Origin of the sequence: Streptomyces geranii (assembly GCF_002954775.1) — a bacterium.
Lineage (GTDB): Bacteria > Actinomycetota > Actinomycetes > Streptomycetales > Streptomycetaceae > Streptomyces > Streptomyces geranii.
The window spans coordinates 74062-97418 of the sequence record NZ_PJME01000016.1 but is presented as its reverse complement, the minus strand read 5'-3'; the positions used below and the strand labels follow the sequence as shown (position 1 = coordinate 97418).

Annotated in this window: 17 protein-coding genes; 8 read left to right on the top strand and 9 right to left on the bottom strand. The window is 69.2% G+C overall.

All coding sequences use genetic code 11. From position 1 onward, the window contains the following. The first annotated feature begins 61 nt into the window (after positions 1-61). From CW359_RS22195 to CW359_RS22180, 5 genes are all read left to right on the top strand, one after another. Positions 62-6583: an RHS repeat domain-containing protein gene (locus CW359_RS22195; RefSeq protein ID WP_232838525.1), complete on the top strand. Its 6522-nt coding sequence runs from the start codon at positions 62-64 to the stop codon at positions 6581-6583. A gap of 86 nt (positions 6584-6669) precedes the next feature. Then, positions 6670-7134, top strand: a complete 465-nt coding sequence (locus tag CW359_RS45375) for a hypothetical protein (protein WP_157968613.1) — start codon at positions 6670-6672, stop codon at positions 7132-7134. Positions 7135-7317: 183 nt separating this feature from the next. Next, a complete protein-coding gene (locus tag CW359_RS22190; protein WP_105971824.1) occupies positions 7318-7527 on the top strand; it encodes a hypothetical protein in 210 nt (69 codons plus the stop codon). A gap of 126 nt (positions 7528-7653) precedes the next feature. Beyond that, positions 7654-7842 (top strand): hypothetical protein, encoded by a 189-nt coding sequence (locus CW359_RS46620; protein WP_232838524.1) that lies wholly within the window; start codon positions 7654-7656, stop codon positions 7840-7842. Continuing rightward, on the top strand, positions 7839-8585 hold the full coding sequence (locus CW359_RS22180; protein ID WP_157968612.1) for a hypothetical protein: 747 nt from the start codon (positions 7839-7841) through the stop codon (positions 8583-8585). The genes CW359_RS46620 and CW359_RS22180 overlap by 4 nt, the downstream gene beginning before the upstream one ends. A 102-nt stretch (positions 8586-8687) precedes the next feature. Here CW359_RS22180 and CW359_RS22175 read toward each other — a convergent pair whose 3' ends face one another. The 6 genes from CW359_RS22175 to CW359_RS22150 form a co-directional block, all read right to left on the bottom strand. Next, positions 8688-11126, bottom strand: coding sequence for a M4 family metallopeptidase (locus CW359_RS22175; RefSeq protein ID WP_456300557.1), 2439 nt, complete (start codon positions 11124-11126; stop codon positions 8688-8690). A gap of 207 nt (positions 11127-11333) precedes the next feature. Beyond that, positions 11334-12575, bottom strand: coding sequence for an MFS transporter (locus tag CW359_RS22170; protein WP_105971822.1), 1242 nt, complete (start codon positions 12573-12575; stop codon positions 11334-11336). 124 nt (positions 12576-12699) lie between these two features. Continuing rightward, positions 12700-13119 carry a Fur family transcriptional regulator gene (locus tag CW359_RS22165; RefSeq protein WP_105971821.1) on the bottom strand — a complete coding sequence of 140 codons (420 nt, stop codon included), beginning with the start codon at positions 13117-13119 and terminating at the stop codon, positions 12700-12702. A 59-nt stretch (positions 13120-13178) separates the two neighbouring features. Further along, entirely contained in the window at positions 13179-14081 is a 903-nt protein-coding gene (locus CW359_RS22160) for a metal ABC transporter permease (protein WP_105971820.1), read from the bottom strand. Beyond that, positions 14081-14848: a metal ABC transporter ATP-binding protein gene (locus CW359_RS22155; RefSeq protein ID WP_105971819.1), complete on the bottom strand. Its 768-nt coding sequence runs from the start codon at positions 14846-14848 to the stop codon at positions 14081-14083. Before CW359_RS22155 ends, CW359_RS22160 begins: the two co-directional genes overlap by 1 nt. A gap of 45 nt (positions 14849-14893) precedes the next feature. Beyond that, entirely contained in the window at positions 14894-15853 is a 960-nt protein-coding gene (locus CW359_RS22150) for a metal ABC transporter solute-binding protein, Zn/Mn family (protein WP_105971818.1), read from the bottom strand. 176 nt (positions 15854-16029) lie between these two features. Between CW359_RS22150 and CW359_RS22145 the strand changes: the two genes are divergently transcribed. Beyond that, complete coding sequence (locus CW359_RS22145) at positions 16030-17412, top strand: glycine--tRNA ligase (RefSeq protein WP_105971817.1); 1383 nt, start codon at positions 16030-16032, stop codon at positions 17410-17412. Between the two features lie 110 nt (positions 17413-17522). On the opposite strand, the gene CW359_RS22140 is transcribed toward CW359_RS22145, so the two are convergent. The 3 genes from CW359_RS22140 to CW359_RS22130 form a co-directional block, all read right to left on the bottom strand. After that, complete coding sequence (locus tag CW359_RS22140) at positions 17523-17729, bottom strand: hypothetical protein (RefSeq protein ID WP_105971816.1); 207 nt, start codon at positions 17727-17729, stop codon at positions 17523-17525. Positions 17730-17862: 133 nt separating this feature from the next. After that, positions 17863-18576, bottom strand: coding sequence for a response regulator (locus CW359_RS22135; protein WP_232838523.1), 714 nt, complete (start codon positions 18574-18576; stop codon positions 17863-17865). Then, positions 18561-19949: a sensor histidine kinase gene (locus CW359_RS22130; RefSeq protein ID WP_105971815.1), complete on the bottom strand. Its 1389-nt coding sequence runs from the start codon at positions 19947-19949 to the stop codon at positions 18561-18563. The genes CW359_RS22135 and CW359_RS22130 overlap by 16 nt, the downstream gene beginning before the upstream one ends. A gap of 267 nt (positions 19950-20216) precedes the next feature. Here CW359_RS22130 and CW359_RS22125 point away from each other — a divergent pair, with 267 nt between their 5' ends. After that, positions 20217-20909: an ABC transporter ATP-binding protein gene (locus CW359_RS22125; protein ID WP_105971814.1), complete on the top strand. Its 693-nt coding sequence runs from the start codon at positions 20217-20219 to the stop codon at positions 20907-20909. Between the two features lie 110 nt (positions 20910-21019). Next, the gene (locus CW359_RS22120) at positions 21020-23356 is read left to right on the top strand and encodes an FtsX-like permease family protein (RefSeq protein ID WP_232838535.1); all 2337 of its coding nucleotides are present in this window, start codon (positions 21020-21022) and stop codon (positions 23354-23356) included. The last annotated feature ends 1 nt before the right edge of the window (position 23357 follow it).

Sequence of the window (23357 nt, the reverse complement as noted above, 5' to 3'; positions counted from 1 at the left end):
CCTTTCCTCCCTCCCTCCCAGTTCCCCCGTGTCCACAGCCTGCTCGCATGGAGGTCCGGTCATGAGTTCCGGTTCGAAATCCCGCTGGATCCGCCGTCGCCGGGGGACACCTCTCGTCGCCGTGCTGAGCATGGCCCTGGCCGCCTCGGCGGGACTGGCGGTGCCGGCCGCGCACGCCGCCGACGGCGGCCTGGGCAGACCGGCCGTGCCCGAGCAGCGAGTCGACAAGGTACGTACGGACACGGGCCTCGGCGCGAAGGAAGCCCGAGCACAGGTCGAGAGAACCAAGGCCGCCAACGCGGCCCAGGCCGAACGAGCACGTGCCCAGCAGCACAGCGCCTGGCCCGCCGCCGCCACGGCGACCGGGGCGATACCCGGGCAGGGCGCCGCCGAGCTGACGGCGGGAGGACTGCCCGTCACGGTCACGCCCGCCCCGGGGACCGACCCTGTCGCAGGTCAGGTGCGGGTGCGGGTCCTCGGACAGCGACAGGCCCGGGCGGCGGGCATCAAGGGTGTGCTGTTGACGGCGTCCGCCACGGACCCCGGTTCCGCCCGGGTGAGCGTCGACTACTCGGCGTTCGCCTCCGCCTACGGCGGCGACTGGTCGGGCCGCCTGCGCCTGGTCCGGCTGCCCGCTTGCGTCCTGACGACCCCGCAGAAGGCCGCATGCCGGACGCAGACACCGCTCGGCTCGCACAACGACATCGGCGACCAGACCCTCACGGCCGAGGTCATGGCCGCCGGCACCACCGCGGCGGCCACGGTGCTGGCAGCCACCGCCACTGCCGGGGAGTCGGCGTCCGGCTCTGGTGACTACGCGGCCAGCAAGCTCTCGGCGTCCTCCAGTTGGGAGGCCGGAAGTTCCTCGGGCTCGTTCACCTGGTCGTACCCCTTGGCCACCCCTCCGGCCGCCGCCGGTCCGTCGCCCGACCTGTCGCTGTCGTACGACTCCGGAAGCGTGGACGGCAGGACCGCTTCGACGAACAACCAGGGAAGTGTCGTCGGCGAGGGCTTCGGCGACGTGGCGTCCTCCTACGTCGAGCGGTCCTACGCCTCGTGCGACGACGACGGCCAGGACGGCAAGTACGACCAGTGCTGGAAGTACGACAACGCCTCGCTGGTGCTGAACGGCAAGTCCACCGAACTGGTCAAGGACGACACCACCGGTGTCTGGCATCTGAAGGACGACGACGCCTCGACCGTCACCCACTCCACCGGCGCCGACAACGGTGACAACGACGGCGAGTACTGGACCGTCGTCACCGGCGACGGCACCAAGTACGTCTTCGGCCTGAACAAGCTGCCCGGTGCGGACACCCAGCGCACCGACTCCGTATGGACGGAACCGGTGTTCGGCGACGACTCCGGCGAGCCCGGGTACGACCAGGGCTCCACCTTCGCCGGCCGTTCACTGACCCAGGCATGGCGCTGGAACCTGGACTACGTGGTGGACCCGCACGGCAACGCGATGTCGTACTGGTACACCGCCGAGACCAACTACTACGGCAAGAACGGCGCGTCCACCGGCACCGCCCAGTACACCAGGGGCGGCTACCTCACCAAGATCCTCTACGGGCAGAACAAGGACACCCTGTTCACCGGCACCGCCTCGGACGAGGTCACCTTCGGCTACGACGAGCGGTGCACCGCGTCCGACTGCTCCTCACTGACCTCTTCCACCTCCTCCGACTGGCCGGACGTCCCGTTCGACTCCATCTGCGCCTCGGGCGCGGACTGCAACGCCAGCGGCCCGGACTTCTTCACCCGCAAGCGACTGACCAGCATCGACACCCACGCCTGGTCGGCCACCGCCGGTGCCTACACCACCGTCGACTCCTGGGCGCTCACCCAGCAGTTCCTGGACCCCGGTGACATCGGCAACAGCACCGACCAGAGCCTCGTCCTCAAGAGCGTCCAGCACACCGGCAAGAACGGCACCGCCATCTCCCTGGACCCGGTGACGTTCACCTACCAGATGCGGGAGAACCGCGTCGACTCCTCCACCGACGACGTCCTGCCGCTGAACCGCCCCCGTATTCAGACCATCACCTCCGAGACCGGCGCGGTCACCAACGTGACGCTGTCGGACCCGGAGTGCGTACGCGGCTCGGACATGCCGTCGGCCGAGGACAACGACACGAAAAGCTGCTACCCGGTCTACTGGCACGTCAACGGCGCCACCGAGGCGACCCTCGACTGGTTCAACAAATACCGGGTGCTGGACGTCGTCACCTCCGACCCCACCGGCCTCGGCGAGACGACGGAGAACCACTACAGCTACGCCGGCCCGGCCTGGCACTACGACAACGACCCGCTGACCCCGGCCACGGAACGCACCTGGTCCGACTGGCGCGGCTACCGCACCGTCACGGCCGTCAAGGGCGCGTCCACCGAAACCCGGTCCAAGACCGTGTCCGTGTACCTGCAAGGCATGGACGGCGACCGGCAGAAGGACGGCACGACCCGCTCGGTCTCCGTCCCGGGCATCGGCTTCACCGGCCTGAGCGTGGCAGACCAGACCGACAGCGACCGCTTCTCCGGCTTCACCCGGGAGGAGATCACCTACAACGGTTCCACCCCGGTGACGGTCACGGTCAACGACCCGTGGTCCAGCCGAACCGCGAGTCAGCAGAAGTCGTACGCCGACATCGAGGCCTACTTCATCCGCACCTACCGGACCCAGACCTCGACCTACCTGACGGCCACCGCCTCCTGGCGCACCCGCACCGTCACCACCGGCTTCGACGGCTACGGCATGCCGACCAGCGTGTACGACGCGGGTGACACGGCTGTCACCGGTGACGAGACCTGCACCCGCACCTGGTACGCCCGCAACGACAGCCTGGGCATCAACTCGCTGGTCTCCCGCGCCCGCGTCGTCGGCCGTGCCTGCTCCACGGCCGAGACCGACCTGAGCCTGCCGACCTCGTCGAGCACCCGCGGGGACGTGCTGTCCGACGCGGCCACGGTCTACGACGACACCACCGCCACCGCCTGGACCGCCACACAGACGCCCACCCTGGGCGACGTCAGCTGGACCGGCCGCGCGTCCGCCTACCCGGCCACGGCCACTGGTGGCGAGCGGTCCCCGACCTCCTGGCAGACCGTCACCAGGAAGACGTACGACACCCTGGGCCGCCCCCTGACCGCCACCGACGCGGCGGGCAAGGTGACGACCACCGCCTACACCCCGATCACCACCGGGCCGCTGACCAAGGTCACGGTCACCGACCCCAAGGGCCAGAAGAGCTACACCTACCTCGACTACGCCCGCGGCACGACCGTCAAGTCCTATGACATCAACACCAAGTTGACCGAATCCACCTACGACGCGCTGGGCCGGGCGACGGCAGTCTGGCTGCCCAACCGTGCCCGCTCCGGCGGATACGGGGCCAACTACACCTACGCGTACTCGGTCGGCAGGAACGCCCCGTCCTGGTCGTCCACTTCGACGATCCGCGGTGAAGGGGTCTACAACACCACCTACACGATCTACGACTCGCTGCTTCGGCCGCTGCAGACGCAGTCCCCGACCGCGAACGGCGGACGGCTGCTGACCGACACCCGCTACGACAGCCGCGGCCTGGCGTACGAAACGTACGCCGATGTCTTCGACGACGCCGCCACTCCCTCCGGCACCTACGCCCGGGCCAAGTACGGCGGTGCGCCGAAACAGACCGACATCGTCTTCGACGGCGCCGAACGCCCGACCAGCAGCACCTTCTACGTCTACGGCGTGCAGAAGTGGTCCACCACCACCGCCTACACCGGTGACTCCACCGCCACCACCGCCCCGGCCGGCGGATCCGCGGTCCGCACCCTCACCGATGTGTTCGGCCGCACGACCGAACGGCGCGAGTACGCCGGTACCGCCCCCGCCGACACCGCCTACGGTGCGGGCGTCGGCACCGCCTACACCTCGACGAAGTACGGCTACACCCGCGACGGCAAGCCGGACACCGTCACCGCGACCGACGGAACCCGGTGGTCCTACACCTACGACCTGTTCGGCCGCCGGACCACGGCGACAGACCCGGACGAGGGGAAGACCACCACCTCGTACACCGACCTGGACCAGGTCGCCACGACGACCGACTCCCGCAACACCACGCTGCTCTACGCCTACGACGATCTCGGCCGCACGACGGACGAGTGGCAGGCGGCCAAGACCGACGCCGACAAACTCACCCACTGGGCCTACGACACCCTGGTCAAGGGGCAGTTGGACTCCGCCACCAGTTACGTCGGCGGAGTGACCGGCGCGGCCTACACCAGGAAGGTCACCGCCTACGACAGCCTGTACCGGCCGACCACCACCCAACTCGTCCTGCCGTCCACCGACGCTCTGGTCACGTCAGGTGCCGTCGCGGCCACGCTGACATCCTCGACGTACTACAACCTCGACGGCACCCAGCAGTACGTCTCGGAGCCCGCGGCCGGCGGCCTCGCCGCCGAGACCATCGACACCGGTTACGACACCGTCGGCCTGCCCACCACTGTCAGCGGCGCCAGCGACTACCTCCTCGGAGCCGCCTACTCCGCCATCGGCCAGACCGACCAGCTCACCCTCGGCACCTCCTCGGCCGCCGGTACCAAGAAGGCCTACATCACCAACGCCTGGGAGGAAGGCACCGACCGGCTCAAGCAGGCGGCCGTCACCGGCCAGACCGACAGCTACGAGCTCCAGGAACTGAACTACTCCTACGACGACGCCGGCGACGTCACCTCCATCACCGACCCCACCACCCTCGGCGGCACAGGCGGGGCGGACAACCAGTGCTTCTCCTACGACGGCCACCAACGTCTGACCGAGGCCTGGACGCCGTCCACCGCCGACTGCTCGACGTCGGGCCGCACCACCGCGAACCTCGGAGGCGCCGCCCCCTACTGGACCTCGTACGCCTACACCGACAGCGGCCTGCGCACCACCGACACCACCCACACGTCAGCAGGTGACAGCACCAGCACCTACTGCTACAGCGCGACCCGGCCGCACGCACTGACCGCCACCACCACGGCGTCCTCGTGCACGGGAGTCACCGCCGCCTACTCCTACGACACGACCGGCAACACGACGGGCCGACCCAACGGCGCGGACACCCAGACCCTCACCTGGACCCCCGAAGGCCAACTGGACACCCTCACCGAGAAGACCGGTGCAGGAAGCACCAAGAGCACCACCGGCCACGTCTACGACGCCGACGGCACCCTCCTGATCCGCCGCGACACCGGCGGAGAGACCGTCCTCTACCTGGACGACGGCACCGAGGTCCACCTCGACACCTCCACCTCGACCGCCAAGTACTGGGCCCAGCGGTACTACACCGTCGGCGGTTCGGCCATCGCCCTGCGCAGCAACAAGTCCGGCACTTCGACCACTTCGACACTGACCTGGCTCGCGGCCGACCAGCACGGAACCAGCAGTCTCGCCATCGATGCCGCGACGCAGGCCGTCACCAAGCGGTACACGACTCCGTTCGGTGTCCCGCGCGCCGGTGGTACCGGAACCTGGCCCGACGACAAGGCGTTCCTCGGCGCCTCAGCGGACTCCGCCACCGGCCTCACCCACCTCGGCGCCCGCGAGTACGACCCGTCCACCGGACGCTTCCTCAGCGTCGACCCCATCCTCGACCTGGCAGAGCAGCAGTCCCTCAACGGCTACACCTACGGCAACAACAATCCCGCCACCCTCGCGGATCCGGCCGGCACCGATCCGTGCGGCGGCCTCAAGTGCGGCCACGCAGGGGACAAGTGCAGCGACCCGTCCATCTACTGCTACGCCGAGAAGGCGGACGGCACAGCTGACACCACCGGCGCGGTCCCCTCCAGCGGCGGCACGGCCAGCACGAGCAGCACCGGCAACACCAGCAGCGGCAAGAGCGGCGGCTCCCATGGGGGCTGGCTGTCGAACGCGGTGAACACCGTCGTCGACTACGGCTCCGCGATCTTCTCCCAGCCCGACATCTGGTGGGGTTCCGCGGAAACCGCCGGAAGCATGTTCCTCATGGGTCTCGGCGGAGATGCCATCGTCGGCGGCGGAGCCCTCTGTCTCACCGGCGTCGGCTGCATCGCGGGCGCCCCCATCGCCGCAGGAGGCGTAGGCCTGATCGGCACTGGCGCCGTTGGCGCGGCGGACGGGATCGGCCGCATCAACGACGGGCTGGGGAAGGCGCTGTCGGAGGCCAGTAGCGAATCCTCTGGAGGCGGTGCCGCGGAGGACGTTGGCGCACAGAATCCAGACGTTGTGTGGAAGACGGATGACTGGGACGGTTGGGAACACGTTCAAGAAAGTCATCGAATTGGCGGCGCGGAATATAATCCGATCAACAAAGGTGCCTTTATAGGGAAGGGGCGAAAGGTTCAGCAATGGATCCAGCAGGTGGTGAAAGAAAATCCGGCGCAAATAAATAACTCGAAGGGGCGTGACGGATACCTCTATCGAGGTCGAATTAACGCCGGGCCGGATGGGGTTGGAATCCTGAGTGAACAACAGAGTCAAGGGCTGGCCGGCAATAGGGGGTACGGCGTCGAAGTGATTCTTAATCGCGACGGTAGCCTGAGGACTGCCTACCCTATTCCGTGAGATAGTTCGCCAGTCACCCGCACTGCTGTGCGGGCGACTGGCGAATGCGGCATACCTAACACTGCATGGTTGAGAATCGGAGAGTAATGTTCGACATCACGTTCGATGCGCATTCGATGCGGAAGCCTCGCGAGAAGAAATTGGCTAAACTAGGTCAGGCCAGCGAGATGAATCTCCGCTATGGGTATTTCGAGACTGATCTTACTTTTACTGTGGGTGAATTCGGGAGCGAGGATCTCCCTGGGGTCACAATCCTTGATTTCATTTTCTGCCTGCTTTATGCGGCTCGAGAGGTGCGGCAAGGGAATGTCGGGGAGATTGGTTTCACGGAGAATGATCAAGTCATCCGTATAATTCCCAATGGGGAAATCATCACAGTAAGTAGGTCGTGGTCCAAAGATTCCGGAGACTGTGGTGTAGATGTATTCTTTGCTGTTGTCGCGCGATTCTGTAGTGATGTCCTAGGGTTCATCGTCGAACAGTATCCAGCCTTTCAGGAGAATTTGGCTCTATCGAAGCTCGTCAGTATGCTTGCCGAATTTCAGCGATAATTTGTGGAAGTTGTCGCGCTTCTCGTCCGGGGACGTCTCCTCCGCTCAGCGGGATTTTCGTGGTCCAGTAGGCTAAGATCGTGCGATTGGTGAGCCGTGTAAATTTGGAATCGGACCCGTGAAACCCGTGAAATCTGAAAGGGCGGTCGGTAAATGGCCAAGTTTCGATGTCGCTGTGGTGAAGTGATCGCCATGAGTGGGGCGATTCCCAACCCGCTGGAGTGGCATCTCTCGTCGGATCAGGAACTTGAGGAATCCTGGGAGGCGGAGGACTTCGCGAGGCTCCAGCAGGTGGCCAGGCCTGTCTTTCTGTGTCCCAGATGCGGAAGGATCTGGGTCTACTGGGACGGGTATGAGGGGGAGCGCGTTTCGTACGTTCGGGAAGAGGAGTGACGGGCGGGGGGGCAGGGGCATGGCCGTGTACGTTTCGGTGCGGGGATGGCTGGAGTGTGATCGGTATCAGTTGGCCGAGGTGAAGAAAATTATCGCCGGGAATTCCGATGGGCATTATTCCGGAGGGTGGGCGTTTCCCGCGACCAGTTGACGGAAATGGCTGCTTTGCCGCCTTCGGATGAAGACGACTCTGGCGTACAGGGACTCTTCATGGTCACGCACGAGCTCGACGGGCTTGTCGAGTGGCAGATCCGCGACGGTGGCATTCATGACGTGCCCGGTGACGAGCGCCACCAGTATCTGGGGCCTACGTGAATTCAGTTTCCGACGACGAGATCATTGCCGCCGTGCGTGCGGAACTAGCAACGAAGGAACCGCTCGTACCCGCGTCGCAAGACGCGGTGGACGGCGCGGAGCGCGCAATCGGGTATCCCCTTCCCCCGCTGCTCCGGCGCCTGTACCTGGAGGTGGCCAACGGCGGATTCGGTCCGCGTGGGGGCGTGCTGGGAGTGCCTGGGGGAAAATGGCGCGGAGACTGGGCGGACATTGTGGACGTCCATCAGGCGTTCTCCGCTGCTCCTGGCAGCGAGGTTCCGGACGGACTGGTTTGGCTGTTCGACTGGGGAGACGCCGTCTGGTCCCTCGTCGATTGTCGCGATTCGGCCGGGATGATGTTCGGTTGGGATCCCAACCACGGCCTTGAGGGCGCGCTCATTCCGACGGGGCGGAATCTTGCCGAATGGCTGTCCGATGCGGAGGCACTCATGGAGAAAGATCTGGTCGGCCGTCTGGAAGAGGCGGCGGATCGTTTCGTGATCCCACTGCGGATGAACGAGGGGTTCGACGAGCAGGCGCTCCGCAAGCTGGAGGAGGAGATCGACCGCTGCGGGACGGTATGGAGGGGAGCGGCTCACGTGCCGAAGCGTGCGGCGTTGATCCTCGCCGAACTCCACCCGTCGATCGAGGCCTGCGCGTGGCTTTATGAAGGGGACATGCGCCAGCGGATCCAGGAGGCGGGAGTGATGGTGTCCGAGGCGGTGATCGCCGCTCTGGACTGAGCGCCCTCCGCAGGCCCCGGCGTGAAGCGGCACCCGGCGCCGGAGAAAGGCGCCGGGTGCCGCTGTCGTACCCGTGGGGGGAGGATCAAGGGGCGGCGGTGATCAGCCGGTCGTCACCGCCGTGTCGTCGATCACGAAGCTCGTCTGGAGGGACGAGTCCTCGACGCCCGTGAACTTGAGCGCCACCGTCGTGCCCGCGTACGCCGACAGGCTCAGCGACTTGGCGACGTAGCCGCTCGCCGCGTTGAGGTTGGAGTAGGTGGCCAGGGTCGTCGTACCGGCCGTCACCGTCAGCTTGTCGTACTGGGTGCTGGTGGTGGTCTCGGCCGTGTCGATGTGCAGGTAGAAGGTGAACGTCGTGCCCGTGCAGCCGCTCGGGATCGTCACCGACTGGGAGAGCGTGTCGGTGTGGGTCGAGCCGTAGCCGTCCAGCCAGGCCTTGTAGGAGCCGGTGCGGGCCGCCTGGCTGCTGGAGCTGGTGATGACACCGCTCGTCGCCGTCCAGGTGGTGTTGCCGGACTCGAAGCCCTGGTTGCCGAGGAGTTGGGCCGAGGTGCAGGAGCCGCCGCCGGTCGCGCTGACCGTCCAGGTAAAGGACGCCGTACCCGTGGCGCCCGTGCTGTCGGTCACCGTGACCACGCTGCTGTACGTGCCCGCCGTGGTCGGGGTGCCGGAGATCGTGCCCGTCGAGCTGCTGATCGACAGGCCCGTCGGCAGACCGCTCGCCGCGTAGGTCAGCGTGCCGGAGTTCGTGCTGCTCGCCGTGATCGCCAGGCTCACCGCGGTGCCGACCGTCGACGACTGGCTGCCCGGGTTCGTGACCGTCACGCCGGTGGTGGGGACGGTGATGTGGCTGCCCACGTTGACGCCCGCGAAGGCGTTGCCGACACCCGCGTACTGCGTGGAGCTGCTGCCGTAGAGCGCCGTGGCGGCGTTCAGCGCGGCGGTGCGGGCCTGGGCGTACGTGGTGCTGGACGTCATGTACGTCGTCAGCGCCTTGTACCAGATCTGGAGCGCGGCGGCCCGGCCGATGCCCGCGACGGCGACGCCGTCGGAGGTCGGGCTGTTGTACGTCACGCCGTTGATGGTCTTGCTGCCGCTGCCTTCCGACAGCAGGTAGAACATGTGGTTCGCCGGGCCCGAGGAGTAGTGGACGTCCGCACTGCCGATGCCGGAGTACCAACTGTCGTACGAGGAGCCGTCCTTGTCGGGCTCGTCCATGTAACGCAGCGGCGTGCCGTCGCCGTTGATGTCGATCTTCTCGCCGATGAGGTAGTCACCGACGTCGGTGGAGTTGGCCGCGTAGAACTCCACACCGGTGCCGAAGATGTCGGACGTCGCCTCGTTCAGGCCGCCCGACTCGCCGGAGTAGGTGAGGTTGGCGGTGTTGGAGGTGACCCCGTGCGTCATCTCGTGCCCGGCCACGTCCAGCGAGGTCAGCGCGTGCGTGCTGCTCGTGCCGTCGCCGTACGTCATGCAGAAGCAGCTGTCGTCCCAGAAGGCGTTCACGTACGCCGTGCTGTAGTGCACCCGGGAGTAGGCCGCGACCCCGTCGTTCTTGATGCCGCTGCGCCCGAAGGTGTTCTTGTAGAAGTCCCAGGTCGTCTGCGCCCCGAAGTGCGCGTCCACGCCCGCCGTCTGCGTGTTGGACCCGGACCCGGTGCCCCAGGTGTCGTCGGCGTCCGTCATCAACGTCCCGGTGCCCGACGTGCCGTTGTTGAGGCTGTACGTCTTGTGGGTGCCGCGCGTGGTGTCGTTGAGCTGGTACGTCGAACCCGACAGCGTCGTCCCGATGGTGACCGTGCCGCTGTACTGGCTGTTGCCGGTACCGGTCTTGATGTCCTGGAACTGGTGGAGCTTCTCGCCGGTCAGGGCGTCCGTGATGACGTGCAGCCTGCTGGGCGTGCCGTCGTCCTGGAGACCGCCGATCACCGTCTCCCAGGCCAGTTTCGGCGTACCGCTGCCCGCCCAGATCACCTTGCGGGCGCTGTCGGTGGTCGGCTTCTCCGCGTCCAGCGCCTTGGCCGCGCTCAGCGCCTTCGTCTCGGCGGCCGACTTGGCGTACGTGGGGGTGGTGGACGCGACCGAGATGGTCCGCTTGTTGTTGAACGTGGTGCTCACCGTGCCCGAGGCCTTGGCGGCGGGCGGGGTGTGCACGACGAGGTCGCCGCCGAGCACCGGCAGCCCGGCGTACGTGCGCTCGTAGCGGGTGTGGAGGGTGCCGTCGGCGTCCTTGACGACGTCCTTGACGAGGAGCTTCTCCTTGGCGCCGAGACCCAGGGAACCGGCGGTCGTCGTCGTTCGCTGCGTCGCGCTCTTGATCAGCGCGGTGCGCTGGGACGGGGTCAGTTCCGCCTGGAGCGAGCCGGCGCGCAGCGGACTGGGCGCCGGGGGCGCGGGCTTGGCGGCGGCCGGGACCGTCTGGACGCCGACGGCCAGCAGGGTCGCGGTGGCCAGCAGAGCGCCGGCGGCGGTGGCCTTGCGGGAGCGGAGGGCCTGGGTGCGGCCGGATCTGTGGGGGGTGTTGGACGTTCGTCTCACTCGAAACTCCTCCTGCGACGGCCGCGCCTTCAACGGCCGGAAACAGAACCGGGCGTACGGGGGTGTGCGGCCCGGGATGAGCTGAGCAGTGCGGGATGTGCGCCTGAGACGTGGGGGATGGCTGCCGGAAGAGTGGCACTCTTGAGGAGTGCATGTCAGCAAAAGATAAGAGGTCGAGGGTTATCCCTCTGCGAGGAGAGGGGCCCCTCAGGCGTGGGTGCGCGGCAGCAGCAGGGGAGTGGCGAGGATCAGGACGCCCGCCGCCCCGACGGCTGTCAGGGGCGTCGTGAGGGCCGCCAGCAGCCCCCACAGCGCGGTGAGCGCGGCGACGGTCAGCTTGCTGGTCACCGACCACGCGGAGAGGGTACGGGCGACCCGGTCCGCCGGGGTGTGCCGGAGCCGGTAGGTGGCGTACACCGGATTGAAGACGCCCATGCAGGTGATCAGCCCGAACTGGACGACCATCACGAGGACGAGTCCGGTCGGCCCGCTGTGCAGGAACGCCATCCCCACCGGCCAGCACACCCGGAGCGTCCCGAAGACGCGCATGATCGCGCGCTGCCCGTACCGCGCCACGAGCGGCCGGGACAGCCGTGACCCGAGGAGACCGCCGGTGCAGGGCACGGCGAAGGCGAGCGCGTACTGCCAGGGCGCGAAGCCGAGGGGGCCGAGCATCAGGACGGCGACCAGCGGCGCGGTCGCCATGATCAGCCCGCTGACCAGCACGGTGTTGAGGAACAGGGGCCGCAGCACCGGATCGGCCAGGATGAACCGCCACCCGTCGAGCAGATCACCGGGACGCGGCCTCGCCTTCTGCGCCCCCTCGGCCTGTTCCCGTACGGGACGGGGCTCGTCCCCGCCCATCGCCCGGATACCGACCGCCGACAGCAGGAAGCTCACGGCGTTCGCGACCACCGTGGTCACCGGCCCGAACAGCCCGACGGCGGCTCCGCCGAGCGGCGGTCCGAGCACGCTCGCCGTCCACATCGTCGACTCGAACCGCCCGTTGGCGACCAGGAGTTGGGAGGGCGGCAGCAGCCCCTTGAGACAGGCCCCGCCGGCCGCCGTGAAGGTGATGTCGGCGGCGGCGACGATCACGGCCACCACCACGAGCTGCCCGAAGGACAGCGCCCCGAGGGCGTAGGCGAGCGGCACGGTGAGCAGCGCCCCGCACCGCACCAGGTCCATGGCGACCATCACGGGCCGCTTCCGCCGGAACTCGATCCAGTGCCCGAGCGGCAGAGCCACCACAGCCCCGACGGCCACCCCGGCGGCAGCCAGCAACGACACCTGGGCGGGCCCGGCGTGCAGCACGAGCACAGCGATCAACGGAAACGCGTCGAACGCCACCCAGGTCCCGAACAGACTGGTGGCGTAGGCCCCCCAGAGCCACCGGAACGGCACCCCGAGAGAGACGCGGCCCGACTGCTTTTCCCCGACATGACTCACCGCGCGAAGCTATCGGATACGAGACTGCCGCGCCCCGCCTTTAGGGGCGCGGGGAACCGCGCGACCAGCCACGACGCTCCCGCAGCCGAAGAACTGACCGGAACTTACCGGAACTCGGCGGAACCTACTTCTGCCCAACCGCCGCGCACTCCACGCAGGTTCCGAAGATCTCCACCGTATGAGCCACGTTCACATACCCGTGCTCCACGGCGATCGCCTCCGCCCACTTCTCCACCGCGGGCCCCTCCACCTCGACCGCCTTGCCGCAGACCCGGCAGACCAGGTGGTGATGGTGATCGCCGGTCGAGCAGCGGCGATACACCGACTCGCCGTCCGACGTCCGCAGGACATCGACCTCACCCGCGTCCGCCAGGGACTGCAACGTGCGGTAGACGGTCGTCAGACCCACCGAGTCGCCCTTGTGCTTGAGCATGTCGTGGAGTTCCTGCGCACTGCGGAACTCGTCGACCTCGTCCAGCGCCGCCGCCACAGCGGCACGCTGGCGGGTGGATCGTCCCTTAACGGGCGGGCCGGCCGTCGTCACCGTTGTTCTCCTCACGTCTGCGCTTGCCGGGCCATTGTGCCAGCCCGGACTGTGCGCGGTCAGACGCCCGCCCTGCCGGCGGCTTCCCGGCTGGCCGGAATCACACACTCCGCCGGGTCCCCGCCCGGCTGCGCGGCGGCTGCCGCACGGGCCCGGCGGCGGGCCAGCGGCGTCGCCAGGGCGGTCAGCGCGACGAACGCGCCGATGGTCAGCAACACGATGGTCGCACCGGGCGGCACATCCTGGTAGTACGAGGTCACGGTCCCGCCGACCGTCACGGACACCCCGATCGCGACGGCGACCGCGAAGGTCGCCGCGAAGCTCCGGGTGAGCTGCTGAGCGGCGGCCACCGGAACCACCATCAGCGCGCTGACCAGCAGCAACCCGACCACCCGCATGGCGACCGTGACCGTGACCGCAGCGGTGACGGCCGTCAGCAGGTTCAGCGCCCGCACCGGCAGCCCGGTCACCCGGGCGAACTCCTCGTCCTGGCTGACCGCGAAGAGCTGCCGCCGCAGCCCGAAGGTGACCAACACCACGAGGGCCGCGAGGATACAGATCGCCGTCACGTCGGACTCGCTGACCGTGGACAGGGACCCGAAGAGATGCGAGGTCAGGTTGGCGTTGGAGCCCGTCGGCGCGAGGTTGATGAACATCACGCCGCCGGCCATACCGCCGTAGAACAGCATCGAGAGGGCGATGTCGCCGCGTGTCTTTCCATACCAGCGGATCAGCTCCATCATCACCGCGCCGACGACGGAAACGCCCATGGCCATCCACACCGGCGAGGTGTTCAGCAGGAAGCCGAGCCCGACGCCCGTCATCGCGACATGCCCGATGCCGTCGCCCATCAGCGCCTGGCGCCGCTGGACCAGGTAGATGCCGATGGCGGGGGCCGTGATGCCGACGAGGACCGCGGCCAGCAGGGCCCGCTGCATGAAGGCGTAGTCGAGGAATTCCATCAGCTCAGCAGTCCCGTCCGGATGGGTTCGGCGTCGTGAGCCGCGTGCGGGTGTACGTGGTCGTGGCCGGGCAGGGCGTGCTGGCCGACGGCGTGCGGGGGCGGCCCGTCGTGCGTCACGCAGCCGTCGCGGAGCACCACCGCCCGGTCGATCAGCGGTTCCAGCGGCCCGAGTTCATGCAGCACGAGCAGCACCGACACACCCTGCGCCACCTGCTCGCGGAGCGTCCGCGCCAGCACCTCCTGGCTCGCCAGGTCGACGCCCGCCATCGGCTCGTCCATGATCAGCAGCTCGGGTTCGGCGGCCAGGGCACGGGCGATCAGTACGCGCTGGTGCTGGCCGCCGGAGAGTGCGTTCACCGAGTCCTTCGCGCGGTCCGCGAGGCCCACGAGCGCGATGGCCCGCCGTACCGCCTCGTGGTCCGCCCTGCGCAGCAGGCCGAAGCGGGCACGGGACAGCCGGCCGGACGCGACGATCTCGGTCACGGTCGCCGGTACGCCCCCTGCGGCGGTCGTCCGCTGCGGTACGTAGCCCACGCGCCGCCAGTCCGTGAAGCGGCGCCGGGGGACGCCGAACAGCTCGATCTCGCCGGCGCTGACCGGGACTTGGCCGATGACCGTGCGGACGGCGGTCGACTTGCCGGAGCCGTTGGCGCCGAGCAGCGCGACGACCTCACCGCGGTTCACGGCGAGGTCGATGCCCCGCAGGACCGGGCGCGCGCCCAGCTCGGCGCGTACGCCGCGCAGGGAAATGACCGGCTCACCCATGCCTGCATCCTCCGTAACGATCATCAACTGCCGCCCGTTCGCTGCCTACTTGGCGCCCAGCGCCGTCCGCAGCGCCTTGAGGTTGGACTCCATGACCGCGATGTAGTCGGAGCCCCGGGACTTCTCGGTGATGCCCTCCAGCGGATCGAGGACGTCCGTCGTCAGGTTCGCGTCCTCGGCGAGGGTCTTCGCGGTCCTGTCGGAGACGAGTGTCTCGTAGAAGACGGTCGTCACACCGTCCGCCTTCGCCTCCTCCTGGAGTTCCTTCATCCGCGCGGCACTCGGCTCGCTCTCCGGGTCGACCCCGGAGATGGCCTCCTGGGTCAGGCCGTAGCGCTCGGCGAGGTAGCCGAAGGCCGCGTGGTTGGTGAAGAACACCTTGCTCGCGGTGTTCTTCAGGCCGTCCTCGAACGAGGTGTCGAGCGAGGTCAGCTTGGCGGTCAACGCCTTGGTGTTCAGCTTGTATTCCGCCGCGTTGGTCGGATCGGCCTTCTGGAAGGCGGCGCTCACACCGTCGGCGATCTCGGCGTACTTCACGGGATCGAGCCAGACGTGCGGGTCGAGACCGGAGGCCTCTTCGTCGGAGTGCGCCTCCTCGCCCTCGTGGGCGTGCCCGTCGCCGCCGTGGTCCTCCAGAGTGGTGAGGGTCGCCGCGTCGATCTTCGTCTTCGCCCCGGACTGCGCGACCGCCTCGTCGACGGCGGGCTGGAGGCCCTTGAGGTACAGGACCGCGTCGGCCTTCTGGAGGTCGACGGTCTGCTTGGCGCTGATCTCCAGGTCGTGCGGCTCCTGGCCGGGCTCGGTCAGCGTGCTGATGGAGACATGCCTGCCGCCTATCTGCTCGGCGAGGTACTGCATCGGATAGAACGACGCCACGACGTCGAGTTGCCCGGTGATGTTCCGGTCGGAGGCGCTCGAATCCGAGGAACAGGCGGACAGGGCGCCGAGGCCGAGCGCGGTGGCCGCCGCGATCGCGGTGCCCGATATGAGTCGTCGTACGTTCATGACAGTCATTTTCAATGATTCTGGAAACGATTGTCAACAAGCGGGTAAAACGGCCGGCCCGGGAGCGCGGCCCGGAGTGCGCTCAAGGGCCGCTGCCGGAACCGATTTGATTGGAGGGCGGGCCCCGCCGGTAACCTGAAGCATTCGCGCCGTCCGTTCGTAATGAAGAGAGCATCGTGGCCGCCGACAAGATCGACACCATCGTCAGCCTGAGCAAGCGCCGTGGCTTCGTTTTCCCCTGCAGTGAGATCTACGGCGGCCAGAAGGCCGCCTGGGACTACGGACCGCTCGGCGTCGAGCTGAAGGAGAACCTCAAGCGCCAGTGGTGGCGCTACATGGTGACGTCGCGCGAGGACGTCGTCGGCATCGACTCGTCCGTCATCCTGGCCCCCGAGGTCTGGGTGGCCTCCGGCCACGTCGCCACCTTCTCCGACCCGCTCACCGAGTGCACCTCCTGCCACAAGCGCTACCGCGCCGACCACCTGGAGGAGGCGTACGAGGCCAAGCACGGCCGTACGCCCGCCAACGGCCTCGCTGACATCAACTGCCCCAACTGCGGCAACAAGGGCCAGTTCACCGAGCCCAAGCAGTTCTCGGGCCTGCTGTCGACGCACCTCGGCCCGACCCAGGACAGCGGCTCGGTCGCCTACCTGCGCCCGGAGACCGCCCAGGGCATCTTCACCAACTTCGCCCAGGTGCAGGTCGCTTCGCGCAAGAAGCCGCCGTTCGGCATCGCGCAGATGGGCAAGTCGTTCCGGAACGAGATCACGCCGGGCAACTTCATCTTCCGTACCCGCGAGTTCGAGCAGATGGAGATGGAGTTCTTCGTCAAGCCGGGCGAGGACGAGAAGTGGCAGGAGTACTGGATGCAGGAGCGCTGGAACTGGTACACCGGCCTCGGTCTCCGCGAGGAGAACATGCGCTGGTACGACCACCCGAAGGAGAAGCTCTCCCACTACTCCAAGCGCACCGCCGACATCGAGTACCGCTTCCAGTTCGGCGGCAACGAGTGGGGTGAGCTGGAGGGCGTCGCCAACCGCACGGACTACGACCTCAACGCCCACTCCAAGGCCTCCGGTCACGACCTCTTCTACTTCGACCAGGAGGCCCAGGAGCGCTGGACGCCGTACGTCATCGAGCCGGCGGCGGGTGTCGGCCGCGCGATGCTGGCGTTCCTGCTCGACGCGTACGTCGAGGACGAGGCCCCCAACGCCAAGGGCAAGCTGGAGAAGCGCACGGTGCTGCGTCTCGACCCGCGCCTCGCGCCGGTCAAGGTCGCGGTCCTGCCGCTGTCCCGCAACGCCGAGCTGTCGCCGAAGGCCAAGGGCCTGGCCTCCGCCCTGCGCCAGAACTGGAACATCGAGTTCGACGACGCGGGCGCGATCGGCCGCCGCTACCGGCGCCAGGACGAGATCGGTACGCCGTTCTGTGTGACGGTGGACTTCGACACGCTCGACGACAACGCGGTGACGGTGCGTGAGCGGGACACGATGAAGCAGGAGCGGGTGTCTCTCGACCAGATCGAGGGGTATCTGGCTCAGCGGCTTATCGGCTGCTAGTTGGTTGGTTTTCGGCTGCGGGTCGGTGGGGGCCGGTCGCGCAGTTCCCCGCGCCCCTGGTAACGGGCTTCGCCCGTTCCAGGGGCGCGGATTGGTCCTGACGACAGGGCCTAGGACGCTTTGGGGTCCACCGTCGCCTGGTGTTCCTCGGCGAGGTGTTCCTCCGCCTTCAGCCACGGCAGGAACTGCACCTTCTTGCGCCAGCCGCAGGTGTCGCAGCTCATGACGCGATGTGCTCCGGTGCGCTGGACGTGGACGACGTGCTCCCGCCCGTGCTGGTCCCAGCGGCTCACCTTGCTCGTGTTGATCTCCGACATGACCTCTCCGGCGTCCAAGGTGCGTGCAGGTGTGAGTGTGCAGCAAGAGCAACATCAACAGGGGTCGACTGTGTGAAGAGTTGACCGGTGCCCCAAGTTCCCCAGGTGCCCCGGGCGTTGGCGCCCCGGGCGTTCAGGACTCCGCGCCGGGGGCGATCAGTCCCGTCTCGTAGGCGAGCACGACCGCCTGGACCCGGTCGCGCAGGTCGAGCTTGGAGAGGATGCGGCCCACGTGCGTCTTGACCGTGGTCGGGCTCAGGAACAGCCGCTCCGCCAGCTCCGCGTTGCTCAGGCCCGTCGCCAGCAGTCGCAGGACCTCCAGTTCCCGGGGTGTCAGCCCCGACAGGTCGGTGTGCCGGGCGGCGGCCGGGGACGGTTCCTCGCGGTGGGCGAAGCGCTCGATCAGCCGGCGGGTGATCGCCGGGGCGAGCAGGGCGTCGCCGGACCGGACCAGGCGTACGGCCGCCACCAGGTGCTCGGGCGTGACGTCCTTGAGGAGGAAACCGCAGGCCCCGGCGGTGAGGGCCGCGTAGACGTAGTGGTCGAGGTCGTAGGTGGTGAGGATGACGACCCGGGTCCGCGCCGCCTCCGGGGCGTCGTCGGCGAGGATGCGCCGGGTCGCCTCGATGCCGTCCATGCCGGGCATCCGGATGTCCATCAGGACCACGTCGGGCCGGGTCCGGCGTACGGCGGCCACCGCCTCGGCCCCGTCGGCCGCCTCCGCCGTCACCTCGATGCCGTCGGCGGCCAGGATCATCCCGAAGCCCGTACGGACCAGGGCCTGGTCGTCGGCGATGACGGCACGGAGGGGCGGTGGTCCGTCGTGCGGTGTCACGGTGTCCGCCACGGGACGGTGGCCGTGATGCGGTAGCCGCCGGTGCGGGTCGGACCGGCGGTCAACTCGCCGCCGTAGACGGCCAGTCGCTCGCGCAGCCCGATCAACCCGCGCCCGGCGCCGCCGCTTTCGTCGTTGCTGCCGCCCGGCACCCTGACCGGGCGGGTGTTGCCGACCTCGATCTGGAGCCGGTCGCCGGTCCAGCCGATCACCACGGAGGCCTCGGCGCCCGGCGCGTGCCTGATCGTGTTGGTCAGCGCCTCCTGCACCACCCGGTACGCCGTCAGGTCCACCCCCGGCGGCAAGGAGTCCGGCGGCAGCGACACCGCGACGGTCGCCGGGGTCCCGGCGCCGCGCACCCGCTCCGTCAGGGCGTCGAGCCGGTCCAGGCCGGGCTGCGGCTCAAGCCCGTCGGCCGGAGTGTCGTGCGGGTGGGGCTGGGGGCCGGTGTCGGGGGCGGCCAACAGGCCCATCACATGCCGGAGTTCGGCCATCGCGGCCCGGCCCCCGGCCTCGACCGCGAGCAGCGCCTCCTTGGACCGTTCGGGCGCCGCGTCCATCACCTTGCGTGCCGCACCGGCCTGGATCACCATCACGCTCACATTGTGGGTCACCACATCGTGCAACTCGGCGGCGATACGCGCCCGTTCCTCCGCGACGGCCCGCCGCATCGCCTCCTCCTGCGTCCGCTGCAACCGCGCGAACCGGTCCCGGTCGGCGGCCACCCGGCCCCGCCAGAAGCGGACCAGCCCGGCCAGCACCCCGGCCACCAGCAGCACGACCCCGGGACTCGACCAGCCCGGCAGCAGCGGCTCCGCCCGCTGGAACACCACGCCCGCCAGCACCGCCCCGACGGCCAGCGCGCCCAGCGCCCCCGCCCGGTGACGGCTGTGCACGACCGCGCTGTAGGCCCCGATGACACAGGTCAGCACGGTGATCCAGGAGGCCTCGTCACCGATGCCCAGCCCGGCGAGCAGCACCACCCCGAACACCGCGAGCGGATACCGCCGCCGGGCCAGCAGCGGCAGCGCCGACAGGACGACGAGGGGCCAGGGCGCGACGGGTTCCTCGCCCGCCATGACCGGCGGCCGGGGCGGGACCGGGGGCGCGGGTGGCGGGGGCGGCGGGTTCACCGGCGAGGTCCCGTACCCGTAGCCGGTGCTGGGGACGAAGCGCACCGGGCCGTCGCCGGGATAGCTCGCCGCGACGACCAGCGCCACGACGGTCAGTACGACGGCCAGCAGCACGTCGGCCCGCAGTGCCCGGCGCGACAGCGGGGCGGGTCTCGGCTCCGGCCGCAGCGCGTCCCGCAGTTGCCGACACCAGTGCCGGACGCGCCCGCGCGGCTGCTCGGCCCCGGCAGATGTCCCCGTCGGCGTCTCCATCGGCTCATTGTGGGTGCCGGTGCCTCGGCCCGCGTCCTTCCTGGCGGCCCGACCACCCCTCCCTCAGGCGTACTTCGCAGGGATGACCCCTCGGCCGGGTCCTCCGCGGGGAGGGCCGGACGTCGGTGCCACGGCCGACGCGCCGGGAGGGCGCCCGCCCCTAGGTTCGCCGGGTCCGACAACTTCTCATTCCAGCTCCAACTCCAGCTCCAACTCCAGCTCTCATTCCCGCTCTCACTCCAACCGACCGTAGGGGCAGGCGAGTTCATGACCCAGGTGATCCAACTCGACGGCGTGGCCAAGCGCTACGACAGCGACGGCAGGCCCGCGCTCGGGCCGCTCACGCTCTCCGTCGAACAGGGCGAGGCCCTCGCCGTGACCGGCCCCTCCGGCAGCGGCAAGTCGACCCTGCTGAACCTCGTCGCGGGCCTGGACCGGGCCACCGAGGGCACCGTCTCCGTCGCCGGCCGACGGCTCGACGACCTGAACGAGCACGCGCTGGCCCGGTTCCGCCGTGAACAGATCGGCATGGTCTTCCAGTTCTTCAACCTCCTGGACGACCTCACCGTCACCGACAACATCCAGCTCCCCGCCCAACTGACGGGCACCGCACGGCGCGAGACCGCCGCCCGCGCCGGGGAACTCATGGAGGTGCTCGGCATCCAGCAACACGCCCGCGCCTACCCGGGCCGCCTCTCCGGCGGTGAACGCCAACGGGTCGCGGTGGCAAGGGCCTTGGTCAACCGCCCCGCCCTGCTGCTCGCGGACGAGCCGACCGGCGCTCTCGACACCGCGTCCGGTCAGGACGTACGGGACCTGCTGGTGGACCTGCACCGGGGCGGCCAGACCATCGTGCTCGTCACCCACGACCTGGCGCTCGCCGAGGCGTGCGCGAGCCGCACGATCCGGCTGGTCGACGGCCATCTCGCCCTCGACACCCGGGCGGAGGCCGTCCGTTGACCGCCTTCAGGATCGGTGGAGGTGGCCGTGGCGGCGGTGCGCTCGGCCGGGTCGTACGGTCCGGGGTGGGCCGGCGCCGGGTGCAGACCCTGGTGATCGCCGTGGCCACGATGATGGCCGTGGCCTCGGCGGTGGTCGCCGGTTCGCTGATCGTCGCCGCGAACCGTCCCTTCGACCACGCCTTCGCGCAGCAGCACGGCGCGCAGCTGACCGTACAGTTCGACCCGGAGAGAGCGAGCGAGGCCCAACTCCGGTCCACCGCCGACGAGTCGGGCGTCACGGCGAGCGCGGGCCCGTACCCGGCGACCACCGTCCAGCCGGTCGACTCGGCGGGCGGGCACCTGCCGGCGCTGACGCTGGTCGGACGGTCCGCCCCGGCGGCCGACGTGGACGACCTGGACCTCAAGTCCGGCCGCTGGGCCACGAAACCGGGCGAGGTCGTCCTCGACGCCGAGTTCGCGGGCCCCGCCCTGGAACTCGGCTCCACACTCAAGACCTCGGACGCCGCCGACAGCCCGACCCTGACGATCGTCGGCTTCGCCCTGTCCGTCAGCAGAACCGCCGAAGCGTGGACAACTCCGGCCCAGGCGAGGGCACTTGCGTCGGCAGGAACCTCCCTCACCCCCCTCACGAACCAGATGCTGTACCGCTTCGACGAGGCCGACACGGACGGACAGCTCATCGCGGCCCGCGAACGGCTCGCCGCCGCCGTACCGTCCGGCGCGCTGCTGAGCAGCCGTTCCTACCTGGAGGTCAAACGCGACGCGGACCAGGGCGCGGCGCCGACGATCCCCTTCCTGATCGCCTTCGGCGTCCTCGGCATCGTCATGTCGGTGATCATCGTCTCCAGCGTGACCAGCGGCGCGGTCGGTTCGAGCCTGCGCAGGATCGGCGTCCTGAAGGCGATCGGCTTCACCCCGCGCGAGGTCGTGCGCGCGTATGTGGCCCAGTCGCTGATCCCGGCGGCCGTCGGCATCGGGCTGGGCGTAGTCCTCGGCAACCTGCTCGCCGTACCGCTCCTGGACGACACCGAGCAGGCGTACAGCACCACCAGCCTGACCGTGGCCTGGTGGGTGGACGTCGCCGTACCGGCCGCCGCGCTGCTGGTAGTGGGTCTGGCGGCACTGGTGCCCGCGCTGCGCGCCGGCCGCCTGAGTACGGTCGAGGCGATCGCGGTGGGCCGAGCCCCACGCCCGGGCCGAGGCCAGTGGGCACACCGCGCGGCAGGCCGCCTGCCCCTGCCCCGAGCCGTGACCTACGGCCTGGCGAGCCCGTTCGCGCACCCGGTCCGCACGGTCGCGATGCTCCTGGCGGTGGCCTTCGGCACGATCGCGGCGACCTTCGCGGTGGGGCTGACGGCGTCCCTGACGGCGGTCAGCGCGGCGGCGGACCCGGAGGAGCGGGCGGCGGTAACGGTGTTCGGAGGCGGCGGCGAGGTGCAGGCGGGCCCGGGGGTACCCCGGCCGACGGAAGGCGGGACGAAGGAAGGGCCGGAGGGAGGACCGACGGAGGGCGACTCCGAGCCCCAGGCCGCCGATCCGGCACGTGTCCGCGCCGCGATCGAGGCACAGCCGGGCACGGCCGCGTACTACGCGATGACCAGGGACGACGTCTCCGTGGCCGGGGTCAGCGGTGTGGTGCAGGCCAGCTTCTACCAGGGAGACATGGGCAGCACCGGCGGCTACGAGATGCTCGCCGGCCACTGGCTCGACGGCGCGGGCCAGGTGGTGGTGGGCTCGGGCTACCTGGACCGGACCGGCACCGAGATCGGCGACACGGTCCGGGTGACCTACCTCGGCGACACCCGCACCCTGCGGATCGTCGGCGAGGCCTTCGACACGTCGGACGGCGGCGTACGGCTGCACGCGAACATCGCCGACTTCCCCGGGGCCGAGCCCCGGATGTTCCTGGTCGAGGTGGAAGAGGGCGTCGCGCCCGTCGAGTACGCCCAGAAACTCGCCGCGGTCCTGCGGCCACTGGGCGGCGACGCGATGGCCAACGCCCCGTCGGGACAGGACAACTTCGTGCTCGTCCTGCAGTCGATGGCGGCCCTGCTCACCCTGATGCTGGTCTCCGTGGCGGGCATGGGAGTCCTCAACTCGGTCGTCCTTGACACCCGGGAACGCGTCCACGACCTGGGCGTCTGCAAGGCCCTGGGCATGTCCCCCCGCCAGACGGTGAGCCTCGTACTGGCCTCGGTGACCGGCATCGGCGTCCTGGGCGGCCTGATCGGCGTCCCCACGGGCTTCGCCCTGCACGGCGTGGTCCTCCCCCTGATGGGCCACGCGGCAGGCACCGACCTCCCCCCGTCCGTCCTGAACGTCTACACCCCCTGGCAACTCCCCCTCCTGGCATTGGCGGGCCTGACGATCGCCCTCCTGGGAGCCCTGCTCCCGGCAACCTGGGCAGCGAGGACACGCACGGCTACGGCGCTGCGGACGGAGTGAG

What these genes read in the sequence shown, in the direction of transcription:
- CW359_RS45375 (WP_157968613.1), top strand. Translation starts at nt 6,670, where the DNA reads ATGTTCGACATCACGTTCGATGCGCATTCGATGCGGAAGCCTCGCGAG.
- CW359_RS22120 (WP_232838535.1), top strand. Translation starts at nt 21,020, where the DNA reads ATGATGGCCGTGGCCTCGGCGGTGGTCGCCGGTTCGCTGATCGTCGCC.
- CW359_RS22160 (WP_105971820.1), bottom strand. Translation starts at nt 14,081, where the DNA reads ATGGAATTCCTCGACTACGCCTTCATGCAGCGGGCCCTGCTGGCCGCG.
- CW359_RS22140 (WP_105971816.1), bottom strand. Translation starts at nt 17,729, where the DNA reads ATGTCGGAGATCAACACGAGCAAGGTGAGCCGCTGGGACCAGCACGGG.
- CW359_RS22130 (WP_105971815.1), bottom strand. Translation starts at nt 19,949, where the DNA reads ATGGAGACGCCGACGGGGACATCTGCCGGGGCCGAGCAGCCGCGCGGG.
- CW359_RS22150 (WP_105971818.1), bottom strand. Translation starts at nt 15,853, where the DNA reads ATGAACGTACGACGACTCATATCGGGCACCGCGATCGCGGCGGCCACC.
- CW359_RS22195 (WP_232838525.1), top strand. Translation starts at nt 62, where the DNA reads ATGAGTTCCGGTTCGAAATCCCGCTGGATCCGCCGTCGCCGGGGGACA.
- CW359_RS22125 (WP_105971814.1), top strand. Translation starts at nt 20,217, where the DNA reads ATGACCCAGGTGATCCAACTCGACGGCGTGGCCAAGCGCTACGACAGC.
- CW359_RS22155 (WP_105971819.1), bottom strand. Translation starts at nt 14,848, where the DNA reads ATGGGTGAGCCGGTCATTTCCCTGCGCGGCGTACGCGCCGAGCTGGGC.